Source organism: Micromonospora sp. NPDC048040, from assembly GCF_055587185.1.
In genome coordinates this window covers 132186-153788 of sequence record NZ_JBVJGT010000006.1, presented here as the reverse complement: position 1 = coordinate 153788, position 21603 = coordinate 132186, and the positions used below count along the sequence as shown (strand labels likewise).

General features: G+C 75.2%; 17 protein-coding genes and 2 pseudogenes. 12 read left to right on the top strand and 7 right to left on the bottom strand.

All coding sequences use genetic code 11. The features are described from left to right. Positions 1-42 precede the first annotated feature (42 nt). The 3 genes from purB to ACZ6O2_RS09930 all read right to left on the bottom strand — a co-directional run bounded on the left by purB (position 43) and on the right by ACZ6O2_RS09930 (position 4887). Complete coding sequence (gene purB, locus ACZ6O2_RS09940) at positions 43-1467, bottom strand: adenylosuccinate lyase (protein WP_466022593.1); 1425 nt, start codon at positions 1465-1467, stop codon at positions 43-45. A 190-nt stretch (positions 1468-1657) separates the two neighbouring features. Beyond that, entirely contained in the window at positions 1658-3451 is a 1794-nt protein-coding gene (locus tag ACZ6O2_RS09935) for a PT domain-containing protein (protein ID WP_466022592.1), read from the bottom strand. A 143-nt stretch (positions 3452-3594) separates the two neighbouring features. Further along, entirely contained in the window at positions 3595-4887 is a 1293-nt protein-coding gene (locus ACZ6O2_RS09930) for an acetyl-CoA C-acetyltransferase (protein ID WP_350702147.1), read from the bottom strand. Between the two features lie 55 nt (positions 4888-4942). Here ACZ6O2_RS09930 and ACZ6O2_RS09925 point away from each other — a divergent pair, with 55 nt between their 5' ends. The 7 genes from ACZ6O2_RS09925 to ACZ6O2_RS09895 all read left to right on the top strand — a co-directional run bounded on the left by ACZ6O2_RS09925 (position 4943) and on the right by ACZ6O2_RS09895 (position 12169). Beyond that, positions 4943-6298, top strand: a complete 1356-nt coding sequence (locus ACZ6O2_RS09925) for a 3-oxoacyl-ACP reductase (protein ID WP_466022591.1) — start codon at positions 4943-4945, stop codon at positions 6296-6298. After that, on the top strand, positions 6298-7371 hold the full coding sequence (locus tag ACZ6O2_RS09920; protein WP_466022590.1) for a MaoC/PaaZ C-terminal domain-containing protein: 1074 nt from the start codon (positions 6298-6300) through the stop codon (positions 7369-7371). Before ACZ6O2_RS09925 ends, ACZ6O2_RS09920 begins: the two co-directional genes overlap by 1 nt. Positions 7372-7485: 114 nt before the next feature. Continuing rightward, on the top strand, positions 7486-8238 hold the full coding sequence (locus ACZ6O2_RS09915) for an NUDIX hydrolase (RefSeq protein WP_350702152.1): 753 nt from the start codon (positions 7486-7488) through the stop codon (positions 8236-8238). After that, the gene (locus tag ACZ6O2_RS09910; protein ID WP_466022589.1) at positions 8235-9206 is read left to right on the top strand and encodes a serine/threonine protein kinase; all 972 of its coding nucleotides are present in this window, start codon (positions 8235-8237) and stop codon (positions 9204-9206) included. Before ACZ6O2_RS09915 ends, ACZ6O2_RS09910 begins: the two co-directional genes overlap by 4 nt. Before the next feature lie 10 nt (positions 9207-9216). Then, positions 9217-10176, top strand: a complete 960-nt coding sequence (locus ACZ6O2_RS09905; RefSeq protein WP_466022588.1) for a hypothetical protein — start codon at positions 9217-9219, stop codon at positions 10174-10176. Beyond that, positions 10173-11435: an adenylosuccinate synthetase gene (locus tag ACZ6O2_RS09900; protein ID WP_466022587.1), complete on the top strand. Its 1263-nt coding sequence runs from the start codon at positions 10173-10175 to the stop codon at positions 11433-11435. Before ACZ6O2_RS09905 ends, ACZ6O2_RS09900 begins: the two co-directional genes overlap by 4 nt. A 122-nt stretch (positions 11436-11557) precedes the next feature. Continuing rightward, positions 11558-12169: a DedA family protein gene (locus ACZ6O2_RS09895; RefSeq protein WP_350702160.1), complete on the top strand. Its 612-nt coding sequence runs from the start codon at positions 11558-11560 to the stop codon at positions 12167-12169. 424 nt (positions 12170-12593) lie between these two features. Here the strand turns inward: ACZ6O2_RS09895 and ACZ6O2_RS09890 are convergent, their stop codons facing one another. After that, a complete protein-coding gene (locus tag ACZ6O2_RS09890) occupies positions 12594-13235 on the bottom strand; it encodes a response regulator transcription factor (protein ID WP_357693511.1) in 642 nt (213 codons plus the stop codon). Continuing rightward, a complete protein-coding gene (locus tag ACZ6O2_RS09885) occupies positions 13232-14326 on the bottom strand; it encodes a sensor histidine kinase (protein WP_466022586.1) in 1095 nt (364 codons plus the stop codon). The genes ACZ6O2_RS09890 and ACZ6O2_RS09885 overlap by 4 nt, the downstream gene beginning before the upstream one ends. Before the next feature lie 314 nt (positions 14327-14640). Between ACZ6O2_RS09885 and ACZ6O2_RS09880 the strand changes: the two are divergent. Further along, positions 14641-15283: pseudogene (locus ACZ6O2_RS09880) on the top strand (DedA family protein). A 199-nt stretch (positions 15284-15482) separates the two neighbouring features. Here ACZ6O2_RS09880 and ACZ6O2_RS09875 read toward each other — a convergent pair. Beyond that, positions 15483-16121 (bottom strand): TetR/AcrR family transcriptional regulator, encoded by a 639-nt coding sequence (locus tag ACZ6O2_RS09875; RefSeq protein WP_466022585.1) that lies wholly within the window; start codon positions 16119-16121, stop codon positions 15483-15485. Positions 16122-16188: 67 nt separating this feature from the next. On the opposite strand from ACZ6O2_RS09875, the gene ACZ6O2_RS09870 reads away from it, so the two are divergent. From ACZ6O2_RS09870 to ACZ6O2_RS09855, 4 genes and pseudogenes are all read left to right on the top strand, one after another. After that, positions 16189-16641 carry an SCP2 sterol-binding domain-containing protein gene (locus tag ACZ6O2_RS09870; protein WP_350702168.1) on the top strand — a complete coding sequence of 151 codons (453 nt, stop codon included), beginning with the start codon at positions 16189-16191 and terminating at the stop codon, positions 16639-16641. Between the two features lies 1 nt (position 16642). Continuing rightward, complete coding sequence (locus tag ACZ6O2_RS09865) at positions 16643-17857, top strand: acyl-CoA dehydrogenase family protein (protein WP_466022584.1); 1215 nt, start codon at positions 16643-16645, stop codon at positions 17855-17857. Positions 17858-17896: 39 nt separating this feature from the next. Then, positions 17897-19456, top strand: a complete 1560-nt coding sequence (locus ACZ6O2_RS09860; protein WP_466022583.1) for an AMP-binding protein — start codon at positions 17897-17899, stop codon at positions 19454-19456. 207 nt (positions 19457-19663) lie between these two features. Beyond that, a pseudogene (locus ACZ6O2_RS09855) lies at positions 19664-20791 on the top strand (MFS transporter); the annotation flags it as partial. 20 nt (positions 20792-20811) lie between these two features. Here ACZ6O2_RS09855 and ACZ6O2_RS09850 read toward each other — a convergent pair. Next, complete coding sequence (locus tag ACZ6O2_RS09850; RefSeq protein WP_350702176.1) at positions 20812-21582, bottom strand: hypothetical protein; 771 nt, start codon at positions 21580-21582, stop codon at positions 20812-20814. Between the last annotated feature and the right edge of the window lie 21 nt (positions 21583-21603).

Here is a 21603-nt window from a genome sequence, read left to right as displayed (position 1 = left end):
CCCCCCTGGCCCCCTGGGGGTTGGGGTTGGGGGTGGGGGGGGTTAGAGGATGGGGGGTGGGGTGTAGGTGGCGGCCTTGGGGTGGGCTTCGACCACGGCGGCTACTCGGCGGGTGACCGCCTCGACCTGGGCCGGGGCGGCGCCGACGAAGGCGGTGCGGTCGGCGACGAGCGCGTCGATCTCGCTCCGGGTCAGGCCCAGGCGGCCGTCCGCCGCGAGGCGGTCGAAGAGGTCGTTCTCGGAGGCGCCCTTCTCGCGCATGGCGAGCGCGACGGCGACCGCGTGCTCCTTGATCACCTCGTGGGCGACCTCGCGCCCGACGCCGCGCCGGACCGCCGCCACCAGGATCTTGGTGGTGGCCAGGAACGGCAGGAAGCGCTCCAGCTCCCGGTTGACCACCGCCGGGTACGCGCCGAACTCGTCCAGCACGGTGAGGAACGTCTGGAACAGCCCGTCGGCGGCGAAGAACGCGTCCGGCAGCGCGACCCGGCGGACCACCGAGCAGGAGACGTCCCCCTCGTTCCACTGGTCGCCGGCCAGCTCGCCGACCATCGACAGGTAGCCCCGGATGATCACCGCGAAGCCGTTGACCCGCTCGCTGGACCGGGTGTTCATCTTGTGCGGCATCGCGCTGGAGCCGACCTGGCCCGGCTTGAAGCCCTCGGTCGCCAGCTCCTGGCCCACCATCAGCCGGATCGTCGTGGCCAGCGAGGACGGCGCGGCGGCGATCTGCGCCAGCGCGGAGAGCACCGCCAGGTCGATCGAGCGCGGGTAGACCTGGCCGACGCTGTCGAGCACCCGGGAGAAGCCGAGGTGCTCGGCCACCCGGCGCTCCAGCTCGGCCACCTTGTCGGCGTCGCCGTCGAAGAGGTCCAACTGGTCGGCGGCGGTGCCCACCGGGCCCTTGATGCCGCGCAGCGGGTACCAGTTGATCAGGTCGTCCAGCCGCTCGTACGCGATCAGCAGCTCCTCCGCGGCCGACGCGAAGCGCTTCCCCAGCGTGGTGGCCTGCGCGGCGACGTTGTGCGAGCGGCCGGTCATGACGAGGCCCGAGTGCTCGACGGCCAACCGGGACAGCCGGGCCAGGGTGGCGACCACCCGGTCCCGGACCAGCTCCAGCGAGGCCCGCACCTGGAGCTGCTCGACGTTCTCGGTGAGGTCGCGGGAGGTCATCCCCTTGTGCACGTGCTCGTGCCCGGCGAGCGCGCTGAACTCCTCGATCCGGGCCTTCACGTCGTGCCGGGTGACCCGCTCCCGCTCGGCGATCGAGGCGAGGTCGACCTGGTCGAGCACCCGCTCGTACGCCTCGACCACGCCGTCCGGGACGGGCACGCCGAGGTCCCGCTGCGCCCGGAGCACGGCGAGCCAGAGCTGCCGTTCCATCCGGATCTTCTGCTCGGGTGACCAGAGGGCGACCAGCTCGGGCGAGGCGTACCGGTTGGCGAGCACGTTGGGGATCGTCGTCACGTACCTCAGTCTTGCACGCCCCTCCCGCGGGCCTTCGCCGAAGACCCGCGACGTGCCACGGCTCTCGGCAGGGCGGGGTGGGCGGAGCGTCGTCGCCCCGGCATGCCGCGCGGCGCGGCGACCGGTCGACCGACCGCCCTCAGGACGAAGGTACGGGACGGCCCGTCAGTGCCCGCCACAGTCCCGGGGATCAGCGGGGCCCGTCCCCCGTCGACCGTCCCGCCCCGATCACGAGCCGGTCCAGGTAGAGCAGCTGCAACGCCACGAACGCGGCCAGGAACAACAGCAGCATCGGCAGCGGCAGCACCTGGGCGACGAGCCCCCGTGTGGCCTCCGGGTCGCCGAAGGTCTCCGCGAGCCGCAGGAGGACCAGGTTCGCCGCCGGCGCGTGCCGGACGTCCGCGACGACCAGTTGCGGCCACAGCCAGCTCTGCGCGCCGACCAGCCAGCTCAGCAGCCCGGCGCCGGCCAGCATCGGCAGGGCTGGCAGGAGCATGGTCGACCCGAACCCGCCGCCGGCCTCCCAGCGTTCCCGCTGGCCCCGGAAGAGAAGGGTGAACACCACGAGCGCGGGGATGCAGAGCCAGCCTGGCGGGATCAGCCCGACGAAGGTGTTGAGCTGGTCGGCCTCCCGGGCCCGGGCGAAATGGGCGATGGCGAGCGGACCGTCGCCGACGAAGAGCCAGGGCGCGAACGGCAGCAGGAGCAGCTCACTGGCCCGGCCCAGTGGGCGCAGGCCGCCGATGCCGAAGCCGGCCAGGGCGGCGACGCCCACCCCGACCACCGCCGGGATCAGCGGCGGCAGCCAGGTGTTGACCTGGACCTGGCCGGTGGAGACGCCGGAGGGCAGGAGCGCCGCCTCGGCGGGGAGCGCCCGCAGCCACGGCGCCAGCACGTAGGCGAGCACGCCGAGGAACGCCAGCAGCCCCACCGCCAACAGGCCGAGCGCGACCGGGTTGCGCGCACCGGCCGGGACGCCCGTCGGAGCGCCCGCAGGAGCGCCCGTCGGGGCACCGGCCGGAGTGCCCGTCGGAGCGCCCGCAGGAGCGCCCGTCGGAGTGCCCGTCGGGGCGCCGGCCGGGCGGTCGCGCCACCCGGTGAAGGCGATCCTCGTCCGGGTGACCAGGAGCAGGACGACGGCGAGAACGCCGAGCACCGCCAGCAGGGCGAGCAGCAGCACGTTGCCCGCGGCGCCGACGCCGAACTGGAGCCAGGCCACGCTCTCCCGGACGATCCGCACCAGGGGGGCGACCTGGTCTTCCCGCCCGCCGAGGACGGGCCACTGGAGGGACCAGGACTGTACGGTCACCGCGACGACGGCCAGCCCGAGCACGCCGCCGACGGCCAGGACCGCCGGGCCGGAGCGGCCGCCGCCGGGGCCACGGCGCAGCGCGGCGAGGAAGACGGTGGCACCGACCGCGACCACCAGCCCGGCCGTCAGCAGCGCCACGGCGCGCGCGGCGGTCAGCGTGGGCGCCTGCGTCCAGGCGTCCCGGTCGGCCTCGAACCGGTCCATCGTCCACGCCACCCCGACGGCGAGCGGGGCGTAGGCGGCCAGCGGCAGGGCCAGCAGCGCCCGGGTCACCAGCCGGGGCACCCGGCCGGCACGCTGTGCGACGAGCGCGAGCAGCGGGGCGACGAGCAGCGCGAGCAGCAGCGGCACGAGGGCGAGGAGCAGCGCGTGGCCCAGGTCGCCGAGGAACCCCCGCTCGATCACCTGCGCGTAGTTGTCGCCGCCGACGGACTCGGTCGGCCCGCCCAGCCCGTTGCCCCGCCGGAAGCTCTCCACCAGCGTGCTGACCGACGGGAGCACGTACGACCAGAGCAGGGCGACGGCCGCCGGCACGAGCAGCACCAGCCCGGTGACCACCTGGGCCGTCCGGCCGATCCCGACGCCCCCGGCCGGCGCCGGGCCGAACGGGGCCGGGAGGGGCGGCGCGGGGTGGGCCTTGGGGTCGGGCACGGACGTCGGGTTGGCAGACACCGGCGGGATCCTCCGGTCGACAGTGGAACGGGGGGCGACTCAGGTTAGGCCACCCGACCGGCACCGCGTCCAGGTGCGGATCTGCACAGTCACGCCGGCCGGCGGCGCGCGCCGCACAGCGGCCACCCCGGCGGGGCGGGCGCTCAGCGCTCCAGGATCGCCGTCACGCCCTGGCCGCCGGCCGCGCAGATCGAGATCAACCCCCGCCCGCTCCCCTTCTCGGCGAGCAGCTTCGCCAGGGTCGCCACGATCCGGCCGCCCGTTGCCGCGAACGGGTGCCCGGCGGCCAGCGACGAGCCGTTGACGTTCAACTTCTCCCGGTCGATCGCGCCGAGGGGGGCGTCCAGCCCGAGCCGGTCCTTGCAGAACTCGGGCGACTCCCAGGCGGCCAGGGTGGCCAGCACCTGCGAGGCGAACGCCTCGTGGATCTCGTAGTAGTCGAAGTCCTGAAGCGTCAGCCCGGCCCGGGCCAGCATCCGGGGCACCGCGTACGCGGGGGCCATCAGCAGCCCCTCGTCGCCGTGCACGAAGTCGACGGCGGCGGTCTCCGACCAGGAGAACCAGGCCAGCACGGGCAGGTGGTGCTCGCTGGCCCACTCCTCGCTGGCCAGCAGCACCGTGGAGGCGCCGTCGGTCAGCGGCGAGGAGTTGCCGGCCGTCATCGTCGCCCGCTCGGCGTCCGGGCCCTTCGCGCCGAAGACCGGCCGCAGCGACGCGAGCTTCTCCGGGCTGGTGTCCGCGCGCAGGTTCTGGTCGCGGGTGAGCCCGAGGTAGGGCGTCAGCAGGTCGTCGAAGAACCCCCGGTCGTACGCGGCGGCGAGCCGCTGGTGCGAGCGCAGCGCCAGCTCGTCCTGCGCCTGCCGGTCGACCTGCCAGCGCAGCGCCGTGCGGGCGGCGTGCTCCCCCATCGACAGCCCGGTGCGCGGCTCGGCGTTGCGCGGGATCTCCGGCCGGAACGGCTGGGTGGGGCGCAGCTTCGCGGCGGCCCTCAGCCGCTCGCCGAGGGTGCGGGCGCTGTTCAGCCTGAGCAGCGTGCGGCGCATGTCCTCGTTGACCGCGAGCGGGGCGTCGGAGGTGGTGTCCACGCCGCCGGCGATGCCGACGTCGATCTGCCCGAGGGCGATCTTGTTGGCGACCAGGATGGCGGCCTCCAGCCCGGTGCCGCAGGCCTGCTGGATGTCGTACGCGGGGGTGTGCGGGTCGAGCTTCGAGCCGAGCACCACCTCGCGGGTCAGGTTGAAGTCCTTGGCGTGCTTGAGCACCGCGCCGGCGACCACCTCGCCGACCCGCTGGCCGGCCAGGCCGAACCGGGCGACCAGCCCGTCCAGCGCCGCGCCCAGCATGTCCGCGTTGGACGCGCTCGCGTACCGCGAGTTGGACCGGGCGAAGGGGATGCGGTTGCCACCGATGACCGCCACCCGCCGGATGCTCTGCACGATCCCGCCTCCTCGAAGGGCTTGCCCTCAACCTACTCGCCAGTAGGCTACGCCTATGACCGACAGGTACGCGAGCTTCGTCCGATCGGGGGCCGGTCGCGCGCTGGTCAAGCGCCTCGGGCTGCCCGACCCGCCGCGACTGCGCCGGCACACCCCCGGCGACCCCCTCGCCCCCGGGCCCGTCCTGCTCGGCGCCGCGACCGGTGGTCGGCTCGCCGCGCAGGTCGGCAAGATCCTGACCGCCGCCGGGGTCGAGCTGCGGGACCCCGCCGCCGTGGAGCCCACCGAGCGCTTCGCCGCCCTGGTCTACGACGCGACCGGCATCAGCGACTCCACCGAGCTGCGCCAGCTGTACGACTTCTTCCACCCGCACGCCCGCTCGGTGCTGCCCAGCGGCCGGGTGGTCGTGCTCGGCACCCCGCCCGCCGAGGGCGGCTCGCCCCGGGAGGCCACCGCCCAGCGGGCCCTGGAGGGGCTGACCCGCAGCATCGGCAAGGAGTTCGGCCGCGGTGTCACCGCCCAGCTCGTGTACGTCACGAAGGAGCCCGACGCCGGCACGTCGACCAGCCTGGAGGCCACCCTCCGGTTCCTGCTCTCCGGCCGGTCCGCGTACGTCTCCGGGCAGGTCGTCCGGGTCGGCGCCGGCAGGGCCGAGCCGCCGACCGACTGGGACCGCCCGCTGGACGGGCAGGTCGTCCTGGTCACCGGGGCGGCCCGGGGCATCGGCGCGGCGCTGGCCCGGGTGCTGGCCCGCGACGGCGCGCGCGTCGTCGCGCTGGACATCCCGGCGGCCGGAGACGCGCTGGCGGCGGTCGCCAACGAGATCGGCGGGACGGCCGTCCAGCTCGACCTCACCGCCCCCGACGCCCCGAACCGGCTCGCGGAGCACCTCGCCGGCCGGCACGGGCGGGTCGACGTGGTCGTGCACAACGCCGGCATCACCCGGGACAAGACCCTCGGCCGGATGGACGCCGACCGCTGGGACTCCGTGCTCGACGTCAACCTCTCCAGCCAGGAGCGGATCAACGACGTGCTGCTGGAGCGGGAGCTGATCCCGGCCGGCGGGCGGATCGTCTCCGTCTCCTCCATCGCCGGCATCGCCGGCAACCGGGGCCAGACCAACTACGCCACCAGCAAGGCGGGCGTGATCGGGCTGGTCGACTCGCTCGCCCCCGTCCTGCGCGAACGGCAGATCAGCGTGAACGCCGTCGCCCCCGGGTTCATCGAGACCCGGCTGACCGCGCGCATCCCGCTGATGCTGCGCGAGGCGGGCCGGCGGATGAACAGCATGTCCCAGGGCGGGCTGCCGGTGGACGTCGCCGAGACCATCGGCTGGCTGGCGTGGCCGGCCTCCGGCGCGGTCAGCGGCAACGTCGTCCGGGTCTGCGGCCAGAGCCTGCTGGGGGCGTGATGGCCGGGCGGAGGGAACCGGCGGAGGGCCCGGCCGAGGACCTGTCGGTGCACGAGCTGATCGACGGCCCCACGGAGCGGCTGTCGGAGGAGACGCTGGCCGCGATCCGCCGGCCGGGGCCGGCCGACCACGACCTGAGCCTGGCGGAGACGCACGACCTCTCCGGGCACGCCTCCTCGGTCGAGGCGACGCAGGACCTGGCCGGGCACGCCGGGGCGGTCGCCCGGGAGCGCGTCGAGCTGGCCCGGATGCCGGCGGCCGGGGCGCTCTACCGGCGGGCGCTGCTCGGCGCGCTGCCCGGCCTCGGCGGGCGACCGGCGGCGGCCGGCGCCCCGGCGGCCGAGCTGGCCGTCGGCGGGGTCGCCGTCGACCGGGCGCACCTGGCGGACTACGACCGGGTCTGTGGGTTCCGGCTGACCGACCGGCTGCCCGCCACGTTCCCGCACGTCATGGGCTTCCCGCTGGCCCTGCGCCTGATGACCGCGCCGGGGTTCCCGATCCCGCTGACCGGCGTGGTGCACGTGGGCAACCGGATCACCGTGCACCGCCCGGTCACGGCCGACGAGACCCTCGACTTCACCACGTACGCGGAGAACCTGCGCCCGCACGACCGGGGGCGGCAGGTCGACGTGGTGCTGGTCGGCTCGGTCGGCGGGGAGGAGGTCTGGCGCGGCGTCTCGACGTACCTCGGCCGGGAGCGCAGGCCCGGCGGCGACGGAGGGCGCGACCGGGGCGAGCGACCCCCGGCGCCGGCCGGCTCGGCCCACTGGCGGGTCGAGCCCCGCGTCGGTACGCACTACGCGCGGGTCTCCGGCGACCACAACCCGATCCACACCTCCCGACTGGGGGCCCGGCTGTTCGGCTTCCCCCGGCCCATCGCGCACGGGATGTGGAGCAAGGCGCGGTGCCTGGCCGCGCTGGAGAACCGGCTGCCGGACGCCTACACCGTCGAGGTGGCGTTCAAGCTGCCGGTGCCGCTGCCGAGCACGGTGAGCTTCGGCCTGCTGCCGGGCGGCGGGTTCGCCCTGCACGACCTGCGCGGTCGCCCGCACCTGGTGGGCCTCGTGCGCTGACCGCCCCTGCCAACCCCCGGCCGCGTCGCACCCGCGCCGCCCGGGGTTGGCAGGGGCGACCGCATGCGCTAGGTTGTTCTCACATCGAGATGTTCTCAAGATGAGAGGGACGCCGTGGACGAGCAGGACTTCCTGGCCGCGTACGACCCCCGGGCCTATCCGGCGGTCGCGGTCACCGTCGACGTGGTGGCGCTGACCATCCGCGACGGCGCGCTCCACCTGCTGCTCATCCGGCGCGGCGAGCCGCCCTTCGCGGGGCACTGGGCGCTGCCCGGCGGCTTCGTCCGCCCCGACGAGGACCTGACCGCCGGCGCCCGGCGGGAGCTGGCCGAGGAGACCGGGCTCGGCGGTGAGGGGCTGCGTCGCGTACACCTGGAGCAGTTGGCCAGCTACGGCGGCGTCGACCGCGACCCGCGGATGCGCGTCGTCTCGGTCGCCCACCTCGCGTTCGCGCCCGACCTGCCGGACGCGGCCGCCGGCACCGACGCCGACGAGGCGGTCTGGCTGCCGGTGACCGCCCTGAGCAGCCGGCAGCTCGCCTTCGACCACGACCGGATCATCGCCGACGGGCTGGAGCGGGCCCGGTCCAAGCTGGAATACACCCCGCTCGCCACCCGCTTCCTCGCCCCCGAGTTCACCATCAGCGAGCTGCGCGCCGTCTACGAGACGGTCTGGGGGCACCCGCTGCACGCCGGCAACTTCCACCGCAAGGTGCTCTCGGTGCCGGGCTTCGTGGAGAGCACCGGCGCCAGCACCGAGCGCGGCGGGGCCCGGGGCGGCCCCCGCGCCAGGCTCTACCGGGCCGGCGACGCCCGGCTGCTGCACCCGGCGCTGCTGCGCCCCGCCCGCGAGGAGACGGTGCGGTGAGGACCACCGAGGCGATCCGCCTGGTCGCGGCGGCCCGCACCGACGCCGACCTGTTCGGCGCCGACGAGCCGGCCCGGCGCTACCGCGAGCTGGTCGCGGCCCTGCACCCCGACCGGGTGCCCGCCGATTCGGCCGTACGCGCCGAGGCCACCGAGGCGTTCGTCCGGGTCACCACCCGCTGGCGGGCCCGACGGGTCACCGTCCTCGGCGGCTACCGCCTCGGCGCGCCGGCGCACTCCGGCGACCTGGCCGACCTCTACGACGTCGGGGCGGACCGGCTGCTCAAGCTGCCCCGGCGGCCCACCGACAACGACCTGATGGCGCGGGAGGCGCACGCCCTGCGCGCCCTCGCCGAACGCGGCGACCCGCGCTACCTGCCCTACGTGCCCCGGCTGGTGGAGGAGTTCCGGCACCGGGACCCCGACACCGGCGCCGAGCGGCGGGTCACCGTACTCGCCACCGCGCCCGGCCTGCACGACCTCACCGAGGTGCGGCGCGCGTACCCGGACGGGTTGGACGCCCGGGACGCGGCCTGGATGTGGCGGCGGCTGCTGGTCGCGCTCGGCCTGGCCCACCGGGCGGGCGTGGTGCACGGCGCGGTGCTGCCGCCGCACGTGCTGATCGAGCCCGACGGGCACGGCGTGGTGCTGGTCGACTGGTGCTTCTCCGTCGTCGACGGTGGCGCCGTCCCGGCGCTCGTGCCCGGCCACGAGGACTGGTATCCGGCCGAGGTCGTCGCGAAGCGCCCGTGCGGGCCGGGCACCGACATCGCGATGGCCACCCGCTGCATGACCTGGCTGATGGGCCCGCGCGCGCCGCGCGAGCTGCTCGCCTTCGCCCAGGGCTGCCTGCGGCCCGCCCTGAACGCCCGGCCCGGCGACGCCTGGCGCCTGCTCCGCGAACTCGACGAGGTGCTGGAGCGGCTCTACGGGCCGCGCACCTTCCGACCCTTCACCCTGAACCCCTGAGGAGGCTGCCATGGGCAGTGGAATCTGGTCCACCGACGTGTACGACGCCGCCGACCGCTACCGCCGGGCCACCGGCAAGAGCGCGTTCTCCTACAGCGACAGCGGGGCGCGCACGGTGCACCCCGCGCTCGACCCCCGCGACGCGACGCGGGAGAGCCGCGACTCCGACGAGCACCCGCAGTCGACGGCCATCGCCGTGCTGTTCGACGTGACCGGCTCGATGCGCAGCGTGCCGCGCGTCCTCCAGACCAAGCTGCCGCAGCTGCTCGGGCTGCTCCAGCGGCAGGGCTACGCCCGCGACCCGCAGATCATGTTCGGCGCGATCGGCGACGCCACCTGCGACCGGGTGCCGTTGCAGGTCGGCCAGTTCGAGTCCGACAACCGCATGGACGACGACCTCGGCCGGATCGTGCTGGAGGGCGGTGGCGGCGGGCAGATGACCGAGTCGTACGAGCTGGCCATGTACTTCATGGCCCGGCACACGGTCACCGACTGCTGGGAGAAGCGCGGCCGGCGCGGCTACCTGTTCATCATCGGCGACGAGCTGGCCTACCCGCAGGTGAAGGCCCGGGAGGTGGCCCGCCTGATCGGCGACGACCTGGCCGAGGACGTGCCGCTGCGGCAGGTGGTCGACGAGGTGACCCGCCGCTGGGACACCTACTATCTCCTCCCCGCCGGCAGCCACTACGCCGGCAACGCCAAGGTGCTCGACTTCTGGCGGGGCCTGCTCGGGCAGAACGCCGTCGTGCTGGACGACCTCGACGCGGTCTGCGAGACCATCGCGCTCACCATCGGCCTCGGCGAGCAGGCCATCGACCTGGACGAGGGCCTGCGCGACCTCGACCGGGCCGGTTCGGGCGCCACCGGGACGGTGTCGAAGGCGCTGGCCCGGCTCGGCCGGGGGCGGCGCGCCGAGGTGTCGGCGCTGCCGGCCTTCCGGGACACCGACGGCGGGGTCACCCGGCTGTGAGACACGTGACGGTGGTCGACCTCGGCTACGGCGACGCCGGCAAGGGCACGGTCGTGGACTGGCTCTGCGCCACCCGGCCCGTGCACACCGTGGTCCGCTTCAACGGGGGCGCGCAGGCGGCGCACAACGTGGTGCTGCGCGACGGGCGGCACCACACCTTCGCCCAGTTCGGCGCGGGCACCTTCCACCCCGGGGTGCGTACGCACCTGTCCCGGCACGTGGTGGTGGACCCGCTGGCGCTGGCCGCCGAGGCCGACCACCTCGCCTCGGTCGGGGTGCCCGACGCACTCGACCGGCTGACCGTGGACGGGGAGGCGCTGCTCGCCACCCCGTACCACCGGGCCGCCAACCGGGCCCGGGAGATCGCCCGGGGAGCCGACCGGCACGGCTCCTGCGGGCTGGGGGTGGGCGAGGCCGTCGCGTACGGTCTCGCCCACCCCGACGAGGCGCCCCGGGTGGCCGACTGCCGCACCCCGGCGCTGCTGCGCCGCCGGCTGACCGCCCTGCGGGACCGGCTGACCGCCGAGCTGGGGCCGCTGGACGCGCCGCCCGTCGAGGACTGCCTGCCCGCGTTCACCGGGTTCGCCGGGCGGGTGGCGATCGTGGACCGGGGCTGGCTGGGCGGGGCGCTGCGCGCCGGGACGTGCGTCTTCGAGGGCGCGCAGGGGGTGCTGCTCGACGAGTGGCACGGCTTCCACCCGTACACGACGTGGAGCACCACCACGTTCGCCAACGCCGACAGCCTGCTCGCCGAGGCGGGCCAGGCGGGCACGGCGACGCGGCTCGGGGTGCTGCGCGTGACCACCACCCGGCACGGGCCGGGGCCGCTGGTGACCGAGGACCCGGCCCTGCCGTGGACCGACCCGCACAACCCGACGAACCCGTGGCAGGGCCGGTTCCGGTTCGGCCACTTCGACGCGGTCGCCCACCGGTACGCCCTCGCCGCGGCCGGAGGCGTCGACGGCCTGGCGTTGACCCACCTCGACCTCGCCGGCCCCGGGCTGCGGATCTGCCGCCGCTACGACTCCACCGACCGGCTCACCCCGGGCCCGCCCGGCGACCTGGACCGGCAGTCCGTGCTCACCGCCCGCCTGCTGCGCTCCCGCCCGGTGTACGACGACCCGCCCGTCGACTGGCCGTCGGCGGTGGCCCGGGAACTGGCCGCCCCGGTGGTGCTCACCTCGCACGGCCCCACCGCCGGGGACAAGGTCCCGCACGGCCCGCTGCTCGCCCCGCCGGCCCTGGTCGCCACCGCCTGACGCGGTGATCGCGGCCGGCAACGGGTGAGCGTGCCGCCGCTCGCGGATCTTGAATGCGTCGTCGAGCAGGGTGATCCGGCGACTCGGCCACCCGGCGCGCCGGGCCCGGCCAGCATGGGGGCATGGAGTCCGCGCTCGACCTGCTCCGGCAGCTGGTCAGCTCCCCGTGGGTGTACCTGCTGCTGTTCGGGCTCACCGCGGTCGACGCGTTCTTCCCGGCGGTGCCCGGCGAGACCGCCGTGATCACCGCCGCCGTGCTCGCCACCGACGGCAGCCCCAACCTGGTGGCGGTGATCGTCGCCGCCGCATTCGGCGCCTGCGTCGGCGACCACATCTCGTACGCCATCGGGCGCGGCGGCGGCGCGCATCGGCTCGCCCGGTTTCCCGAGGACAGCCGGCGGCGGGCCGGCTCGGAGTGGGCCCGCCAGGCGGTGCACCGGCGCGGCGGTCTGATCCTCACCACCGCCCGGTACATCCCCGGCGGTCGCACGGCGGTGACCCTCACCATGGGCGCGGTCCGCTACCCGCTCCGCTCGTTCCTGCTGTTCGACTCGATCGCGGCGGTGAGCTGGGCGCTCTACTCCGCCCTGCTCGGCTACTTCGGCGGGCTGGCCTTCGAACGCGACCCGGTCAGAGGCATCCTGGCCGCGGTGGGTATGTCGGTGGCGGTGACGCTGGTGCTGGAGTCCGTCCGCTGGCTCCGCCACCGCGCCCACCGCCGCACCCCCCACTGACCGCGCCCCACCCACCTCTGGCCCGCCCACGTCCGTCCGGGCCCAGCCCCACGCGCCGACCACCCCGCGCGCCGCCGCGCCCACCGCTCACCGCTCGCCGCCGCGCCCACCGCTCACCGCTCGCCGCCGCGCCCACCGCTCACCGCCGCCGCGCCCACCGCTCGCCGCCGCCCATCGACGGGCTGTTCCACCACGGCGCGGCCGACGAGTGGAACAACATGGCTGTCACGGCGGGCGGGAGACAACCGTGACGTTCCACCGGTGCGGGAGCCGGGACGGCGGACCCCTCCGTCCCGTCGTGGCCGGGCACCGGGCACCGGGACGACCGGACGTCGTGGCGGGGCGGGCGCCGAGGACGCCGTGACCAGGCAGACGGCGGCTATGCCGTGGCCAGGCAGGCGGTGGCGACGTCGTGGCCGGGCCGTCAGAGGAGGTCGGCGTCGTGGACCAGGATCGCGAGCTGCACCCGGTTGGCGAGCTGGAGCTTCGCGAGAGCCCTGCTCACGTGCGTCTTGACCGTCGCCTCGCTCATCGTCAGCCGGCGGGCGATGTCGGCGTTGCCCAACCCCCGGCCCACCTCCCGGACGATCTCCAACTCCCGGTCCGTGAGGTGGCCCAGCCGCTGCCGCGCGGCGTCCCGCCGGGCCGGGCCGCGCTCGGCGAAGGAGTCGATCAGCCGCCGGGTGACCGTCGGGGCCAGCATGGCGTTTCCGGCGGCCACGGTCCGCACGGCGGCGGCGAGTTCCCGGGGCGGCGTGTCCTTCAGCAGGAAGCCGACCGCGCCCGCCCGCAGCGCCCGGTGCACGTACTCGTCTCGGTCGAAGGTGGTCAGCATGACGACCTTCGCCCCGGTGGCGACCACCTGCGGGGCGGCGGTCAGCCCGTCGGTGCCCGGCATCCGGACGTCCAGCAACACCACGTCGGGACGCAACCGGCGGGTCTCGGCCAGCGCCGCCGCGCCGTCGGCCGCCTCGCCGACCACGGTGAGGTCGGGTGCCGCCTCCAGGATCAGCCGCAGCCCGGCACGGACCAGCTGCTCGTCGTCGACCACCAGGACCCGGATCATGTCGCCTCCTCCACCGGGATCAACGCCCGGACCAGGAAGCCGCCGTCGCGGAGGCCGGCCTCCAGCCGCCCGCCCAGCAGTTCCACCCGCTCCCGGAGGCCGATCAGCCCGAGTCCCGCTCCGGGCAGGGCCGCACCGCCCGCCGGCCGACCGTCCGCTCCGGGCAGGGCTGGGCCGCCCGCCGACGGGCCGGTGCGGACGCTGATCTCCAACCCGCCCGGGAGGTACCGCAGCCGGACGGTGGTGTCCGCGTCCGGCGCGTGCTTACGGACGTTCGTCAGTGCCTCCTGGACCACCCGGTACACCGTCCGGCCGACGGTGGCGGAAACGGGCCGGGGCGTCCCCTCGTCCTGCCGGTCGACCCGCAGCCCGACGGCGCGGGACTCCCGGACCAGGTCGGCGACGCCGGCCAGCCCGGCGGCGGCGGTGGTGGCCGGCTCGCCGGCGGGCGTGGGCTGGCGCAGCACGCCGAGCACCTCCCGCAGGTCGGTGAGGGCCTGCCGTCCGGTGGACCGGATCAGGGTCGCGGTGTCGACCGTCGCCGGATCGGTGGCGGTGACCTCCAGCGCGCCGGCGTGCACCACCATCAGCGACACCCGGTGCGCCACCACGTCGTGCATCTCCCGGGCGATCCTGGCCCGCTCCTCGGCCCGGACGCGCTCCGCCCGCGCCTCCTGCTCGCGCTCCAGCCGCTCGGCCCGGTCCCGCAGGGCGGCCAGGGTGTCCCGGCGGGCCCGGACCCAGAGCCCGACGACCAGCGGGAACAGCACCGTCCACGCGAACATCGCCAGCGCGTTGGCGGGCGTGGCGGTGGTCAGCCGCCGCTCGCCACCCACCACGACACCGATCACCACGCCCGCCACCGCCACCAGGGCGGCACCGGCGAGGAAGCCGGCGAGCCGCCGACGGTCCCGCAGCCGGAGTCCGGCCTGCCAGGAGGCGACGGCCACCACCGGCCAGGCCGCCAGGAGCAGCCACGTGACGGCGGCCGTCACGAACAGCGGCCAGCGCCGTGCGCGTACCGTCGCGGCGGCCCAGCCCGCGAGGACGGCGACGGCGAGGACCAGCACCCCGGGCAGCGGCGAGCGCACCCCGAGCGAGCCGGTCGCCGCCCCCAGACCCCCGCCGCGACGACGACGGCGAGCAGCACGGGGGCGTACCGCTCGACGGTGCGCCGGAGCGCGACGGCTCGGGAGGTCACGCCCCGAGCCTAGGCCGGGCGGAGGCCGTTGCCGTCCACCCGCCTCCGGTGTGCGCGCGACCCCTGACGCCGGTCCGCGCCCGACCCTGAAAGCCGGTCGTGCCCGACCCGGATCCCTCTCGGGGTCGGGCACGACTTAAGTCGCAGGCACCGGGTGACCACCGGACGATGGCGGGGCCGCCGGGCGGCACCAGCATCGAGATCATGGATTCGGTGCTCGACCTGCTCCACCAGACGATGTCCTCGCCCTGGGTCTACCTGGCGCTCTTCGCGATCGCGGTGATCGACGGCTTCTTCCCGGCGGTGCCCAGCGAGACGGCGGTGATCACCGCCGGCGTGTTCGCGGCGACCGGGCAACCCGACCTGGTGGCGGTGATCGCGGTCGCGGCGGCCGGCGCGCTGGTCGGCGACCACGTGTCGTACGCCATCGGCCGGCACGGCGGCGGACGCCTCCTCGCCCGCCTGCCCGACGGCGGCCGGCGACGGACCGCCTACGAGTGGGCGCGGCGCGGGATCGCGGCGCGGGGCGGGCTGATCCTCACCGTCGCCCGGTACGTCCCCGGTGGCCGGACCGCCGTCACGATGACCATGGGGGCGACGCGCTTCCCCCCGGCGGCGCTTCCTCGCCTTCGACGCGCTCGCCGCCGGCTCGTGGGGGGTCTACTCGGCGCTGGTCGGTTACCTCGGCGGGCTGGCCTTCGAGCAGGACCCGATCCGGGGGCTGCTGCTCGGGCTCGGTCTCGCGCTGACGGTGACCCTGGTGGTGGAATTGACCCGCTGGCTCCTGGGCCGTCGCCGGGCGGCCGTCGGCGCGCCCGCCCGGGAGCCGGCGGAGCTGCGACGGTGACCCACCCGCGGCCCCGGCCGCCGACGCCGACCGGGCCTTCGGCGTCGGCGGCGGCCGGGCATCGTCGGCGTCGGCCGGGCGTCGGCGGAGGCGTCGGCCGGGGCTTCGGCGTCGTCGGCGTCGGCGAGATGCGGCACCAGCCGGGCATGGGACCGCGCGAGGGCGGCGGGCCCGTCGGTCGGTCTCCCCGGGCGGAAGGTCAGGCGGTGGGCGGCCGCCAGGTGGCGCCGCGCAGGAGTTTGCCGGCGCCGAGCCACGCGACGTTCATCATCCGCGTCGCGGTCTTCTCCGGGTCCGCCTCCGGGTGGTCGGCGAGCCAGTCGGCCAGCGACTCGGTCGCCCCCACCAGGGCGTACGCGACGACCTCCAGGTCGGTCTCGCCCACCTCGCGCCCCTCGGCGCGCAGCGCGTGGCCGAGCATCCCGGCGACCACCTCGACCAGCCGGGCGCGCATGCCCGCCAGCTCGCCGGCGAACGGCTGCTCGCCCCGGGCCTGCCGGTAGAGCACCGCCCAGCCGTCCCGGTGCGCCCCGACGAAACCGAAGAACGCCCGCAGCCCGCGCCAGAGTCGCTCGTCGGCCGACAGCTCGGGGGCGGCCGCCCCGGCGATGGCCTGCATCATCCGGGCGCCCTCCCGGTGCAGGCAGGCGACGAAGAGCTCCTCCTTGGTGCCGAGGTAGGCGTAGACCATCGGCTTGGAGATGCCGGCGTCCTCGGCGATCTCGTCCATGCTGGCCGCGTGGAACCCCCTGCGGGAGAACGCTTTCACGGCTGCGTCGAGCATCTGCTGCTCGCGTACGGCACGTGGGAGGCGCTTGAAGGTGGGTGGGGTGGACACCCTTGCGAGCATACCTACTCGTGCGTAGGGTTACGCACGAGTAGCCAATACCGGAAGGTGCAGACCCATGACTGACTTCGACCCGGCCAACTTCGCGAACGTCGGCCCCAAGGAGTTCGCCCAGCTGGTCAAGTCCACCCCGGACGACAAGATCGCCGAGGTCATGTCCGGCGACCTGCGCGGCAAGATCTTGGGCGAGGTCTTCAGCCGGATGCCGCAGCTCTTCCGCGCCGACCGGGCGGGCTCGACCAACGCGGTCATCCACTGGAACATCACCGGCCGCCCCGACGGTGGCACCGACACCTACGAGGTCGTCATCGCCGACGGCGCGTGCACGGTCAACGAGACCGCGCAGCACGACCCGAAGCTGAGCCTCACCATGGGCCCGGTCGAGTTCCTGAAGATCGTCTCCGGTGGGGCCAACCCCGTCATGATGTTCATGACCGGCAAGCTCAAGGCCAAGGGCGACCTGGGTCTGGCCGCCAACATCGCCAACCTGTTCGACATCCCCAAGGCCTGACATGGCCGAGTTCTCGCTCGACCTGAACGAGGAACAGCGGGATCTGCGCGACTGGGTGCACGGCTTCGCCGCCGAGGTCGTGCGCCCGGCCGCGGCCGAGTGGGACGCCCGGGAGGAGACTCCCTGGCCGATCATCCAGGAGGCGGCGAAGGTCGGCCTGTACGGCTTCGAGTTCCTCGCCACCTGCTGGGCCGACCCCACCGGCCTCTCCCTCCCGATCGCCAGCGAGGAACTCTTCTGGGGTGACGCCGGCATCGGGCTGGGCATCTTCGGCACCTCCCTCGCGGTGGCCGCCATCTACGGCACCGGCACCCCGGACCAGATGGTGGAGTGGGTGCCGCAGTGCTTCGGCACCGTCGACGAGCCCGCCGTCGCCGCGTTCTGCACCACCGAGCCCGAGGCCGGCTCCGACGTCGGCGCGATGCGCACCCGGGCGGTCTACGACGAGGCCACCGACGAGTGGGTGCTGAGCGGGCAGAAGGCGTACGCCACCAACGGCGGGATCGCCGGGGTGCACGTCGTCACCGCCTCGGTCGACCCGACGCTCGGTTCCCGGGGGCAGGCGGCGTTCGTCGTACCGCCGGGCACCGCCGGGCTGACCGCGACCCGCAAGCTGCGCAAGCTGGGCCTGCGCGCGTCGCACACCGCCGACGTCTTCCTCGATGACGTACGCGTGCCGGGGCGCTGCCTGCTCGGCGGCCGGGACGCCCTGCGCGAACGGCTCGACCGGGCCCGCTCCGGCAAGCGCGCCTCGGGCCAGGCCGCGATGCGCACCTTCGAACTCTCCCGGCCCACCGTCGGCGCGCAGGCGCTGGGCGTGGCCCGGGCCGCCTACGAGTACGCGCTGGACTACGCGAAGGACCGGGTCCAGTTCGGCCGGCCCATCATCGAGAACCAGGCGGTCGCGTTCGCGCTGGCCGACATGAGGACGGAGATCGACGCGGCCCGGCTGCTGGTCTGGCGGGCCTCCTGGATGGGCCGCAACAACCGGCCCTTCACGGCGGGTGAGGGCTCGATGTCCAAGCTGAAGGCCGGCGAGGTGGCCGTCTCCGTGACCGAGAAGGCCGTGCAACTGCTCGGCGGGGCCGGGTTCCTGCGGGACCACCCGGTCGAGCGCTGGTACCGCGACGCCAAGATCTACACCATCTTCGAGGGCACTTCGGAGATCCAGCGCCTGGTCATCTCCAGGGCTGTCTCCGGCGTCCAGATCCGCTGATTCGAGGACCCTCCGCGCAACGCACGAGGAGGCCGCTCCGTGGACCTGCCGTTCGTCGTCGCCACCCTGACCCGGCGTGGGCTGCTCGCCCCCGGCCGCCCGATCCGCGTCGCCTCCCAGCTCGGCGCGCTGCGCAAGTGGGGCTGGAGCCTCGCCGGCGAGCTGCGCCAGGCCGCCGCCCGCGACCCCGACCGGGCGGCGGTGGTCGACGAGCGGGGCGCCGAGCTGACGTACGCCGAGCTGCAGGACCGGGCCGAGCGGCTGGCCCGGGCGATGCGGGCGGTGCTCGGCGTGCAGGCCGGGGACCGGGTCGGCGTGCTCTGCCGCAACCACCACGGGCTGATCGAGACGATCGTCGCCGCCATCCTGCTCGGCGCGGACGCGGTGCTCGTCAACACCGGGCTCTCCGCCGCGCAGCTCGCCACCGTGGCGGAGGAGCAGCGGCTGCGGGTGCTGGTGCACGACAGCGAGTTCGCCGACCTGGTCGGCCTCTCCGCCGAGGTGCACCGGCTCGACGAGCGCGCCCGGGAGGAGCTGGTGGCCGGCGCGCTCCCCGGCGACCTGCGCCCGCCGGAGCGGAACGGCCAGATCATCGTGCTCACCTCCGGCACCACCGGCGCCCCGAAGGGCGCCCGGCGCCCCACGCCGAACGGCTTCGGGCCGCTCGTCTCGATCATCGACCGCATCCCGCTGCACACCCGGGACCGGGTGATGATCGCCGCGCCGCTCTTCCACACCTGGGGATACGCCGCCCTCCAGGTGTCCTTCGCGCTGCGCGCCACCGTCGTGCTGCACCGCCGCTTCGACCCGGCCGCCACGCTGGCCGCCCTGGTCGAACAGCGCTGCGACGCGCTCTTCGCCGTACCGGTGATGGTGCAGCGACTGCTGGAGGTGCCGCCGCCGGAACCGCGGCCCCCGCTGAAGGTGGTCGCGGTCAGCGGATCCGCGCTGCCCGGCGGCCTCGCGCCACGGTTCATGGACGTCTACGGCGAGGTCCTCTACAACCTCTACGGCTCCACCGAGGTCTCCTGGGCCTCCATCGCCGACCCCGCCGACCTGCGCGCCGCGCCCACCACCGCCGGCCGCCGGCCGCACGGCACCCGACTGGCGATCCTCGACGCGGCCGGCGCGCCGGTGCCGGACGGTCGCGTCGGCCGGATCTTCGTCGGCAACGAGATGCTCTTCGAGGGCTACACCTCCGGGGCCAGCCGGGAACGCCGGAACGGCCTGCTCGACACCGGCGACCTGGGCCGCCTCGACCCCGACGGGCTGCTCTTCGTCGACGGCCGGGCGGACGACATGATCGTCTCCGGCGGGGAGAACGTCTTCCCCTCCGAGGTGGAGGACCTGATCGCCCGGCTGCCGCAGGTGCGGGAGACCGCCGTGATCGGCGTACCCGACCCCGGGTACGGGCAACGGCTCGCCGCGTTCCTCGCCCTGCACCCCGGCGAGACGCTCGACCCGGAGGCGGTCCGCGAGTACGTCCGGCACTACCTGGCCCGCTTCTCCGTGCCCCGCGACGTCGTCTTCGTGAAGTACCTCCCCCGCAACGCCACCGGCAAGGTGCTCACCCGCGAACTGCGCCGCTACTACGGCTGACCGCCTGCCGTCGCCGCCGCCGAGATGAACTCCGGGGTCACGGTGCTGCCCGGCGGCACGTCGGGCCGGGTCGAGGGCGGGCGGGTTGCGGACATGGTCGATCGGCGTCGGCGCTCCCTCCCGCTCGGCCGTTTTCCGGTGCGCACCGCCGCCGGCGGCCCCTAGGCTGACAGCACCATGATCAGCTCCGGTCCCCGCCGCCGTACGCCGCTGCTGCTGTCCAGCCTCGTCTCCGGCACCGTCGTGGACCTGCTCGGCCGGCGGCGTACGGCCCTGGTCTCCGACGCGCTCTCCGCCGTCTCGGTCGCCGCGATCCCGGTGGTGGACGCCCTGCTCGGGTTGAACGACGGCTGGATCGTGGCGCTGGCCGCGCTCGGGGCCGTCTTCGACCCGGCCGGGCTGACCGCCCGCGAGACGCTGCTGCCGGCCGCCGCGCAGGCCGCCGGGTGGCGGATCGAACGGGCCAACGGGGTGCACGAGGCGGTCTGGGGCCTCGCCTTCCTGATCGGGCCCGGGGTCGGCGGCGTGCTCATCGCCGCGATCGGTCCGGGCTCGACGCTCTGGGTCACCGCCGCCGGTTTCGCCCTGGCCGTCGCGCTGGTCGCCGCCGTCCGGCTGCCCGGGGCCGGCCGCCCGGAACGCCCGCCGGCCGGCCTGTGGCACGGCACCGCCGAGGGACTGCGGTTCGTCTGGCGGGACCGGCTGCTGCGGACCATCGCACTGATCACGATGGTGCTGGTCGCGCTCTACCTGCCGGTCGAGGGCGTGCTGCTGCCGGCGTGGTTCGTCGCCCAGGGCGAACCGGCCCGGCTCGGCGCGATCCTGATGGCGATGAGCGCCGGATCAGTGGTCGGGGCCCTCGCCTCCGGCACGGCGGGACGGCGGATCCGCCGGCGCACCCTGATGGTGGTCGCCCTCGTGGTCACCGGGGCGGCCCTGGTCGGACTGGCCGCGTTGCCGCCGTACCCGGCCATGCTCGGCTTCGCCGCCGTCATCGGGCTCGCGTACGGGCCGGTCAACCCGCTCGCCAACTACGCCATGCAGACCCGCACCCCGGAGCGGCTGCGCGGCCGGGTGGTCGGGGTGATGACCTCCTTCACGTACGCCGCCGGCCCGGCGGGCTATCTGCTCGCCGGGCCGTTGGTGGAGTGGCTCGGGCTGCGCCCGGCCTTCCTGCTGCTCGCCGGGGCGCTGCTGGTGGCGGCGCTGGTCGCCGCGCCGCTGCCGGTACTGCGGGCGCTGGACGAGCCGCCCCGCCACCCGCCCGCCCCGCCCGGCGGCACGTCGGGCCGGGTCGAGGGGCCCCTCCCGCTCGGCGAGCAGTGGGCGCCCTAGGCGCACCGGAACCCGCCGGATCAGGGATAGAGCGTCAGGCCGGGCGTGGTGGCGATGGCAGTCAACTGCGCCATGGTGACCACCGGCGGCGGTGCGGGCTCCAGCGACCGAGGGCCGTCCGGGTCTTTCATGATCATCGGAAAGTTGTTCGCCGCCACCGTCACGGACGTGCCGTCCACCCGCTGCACCAGCACCGCGCGCCGCTCCACGCCCCTGTGACTCGGGTTGGGCTCGGTGCTGGCGGCGATCAGGCTGCCGTCCGGGAGGCGGCGGTCTTCGCAGATGCCGTGGTCCATCGCGGCGCCGCATCCGGGGCGTTCGTCGGTGGACCTCGTCACCAGCGTCACGTCCAACCACTCGACCAGGGGACCGCTGGTGACCAGGATGCGGGTCCAGTAGTGCGAGGTGCTCCGGCGATGGACGAACTGGATTTGGTCGCAGTCGCGCAACTCTTCCTCGACCGTCAGCCCCGCTGGCAGGTGGTCGTCAAGGGCCGCGCGCAGCACGCCGGTCAGCCGCGCCACGCCGTCCTCGGGGCGCTCGGTCGGCTGGGCGCGCACCGTGTCGTACGTCGGCACGGGTGGCTGCGGCCTGCCGGACGGCGGCAACGGCTCCGAACAGAACGACGGTGCGGCGGACGGCGAGCCGCCTCTGCCCGACGGCAAGCGATCGCCGGGTCCGGCGACCAGCGCAGGCGTCAGCGCGAGCACGGCGACGGCGACTCCCGTGCCCGCCAGCGTCCAGGCGCGGTGGCGGCGGCGCTGACGGTCGTCGGCGATCAGCCGGTCCACGTCGATCCGGGTCGGTGGCGA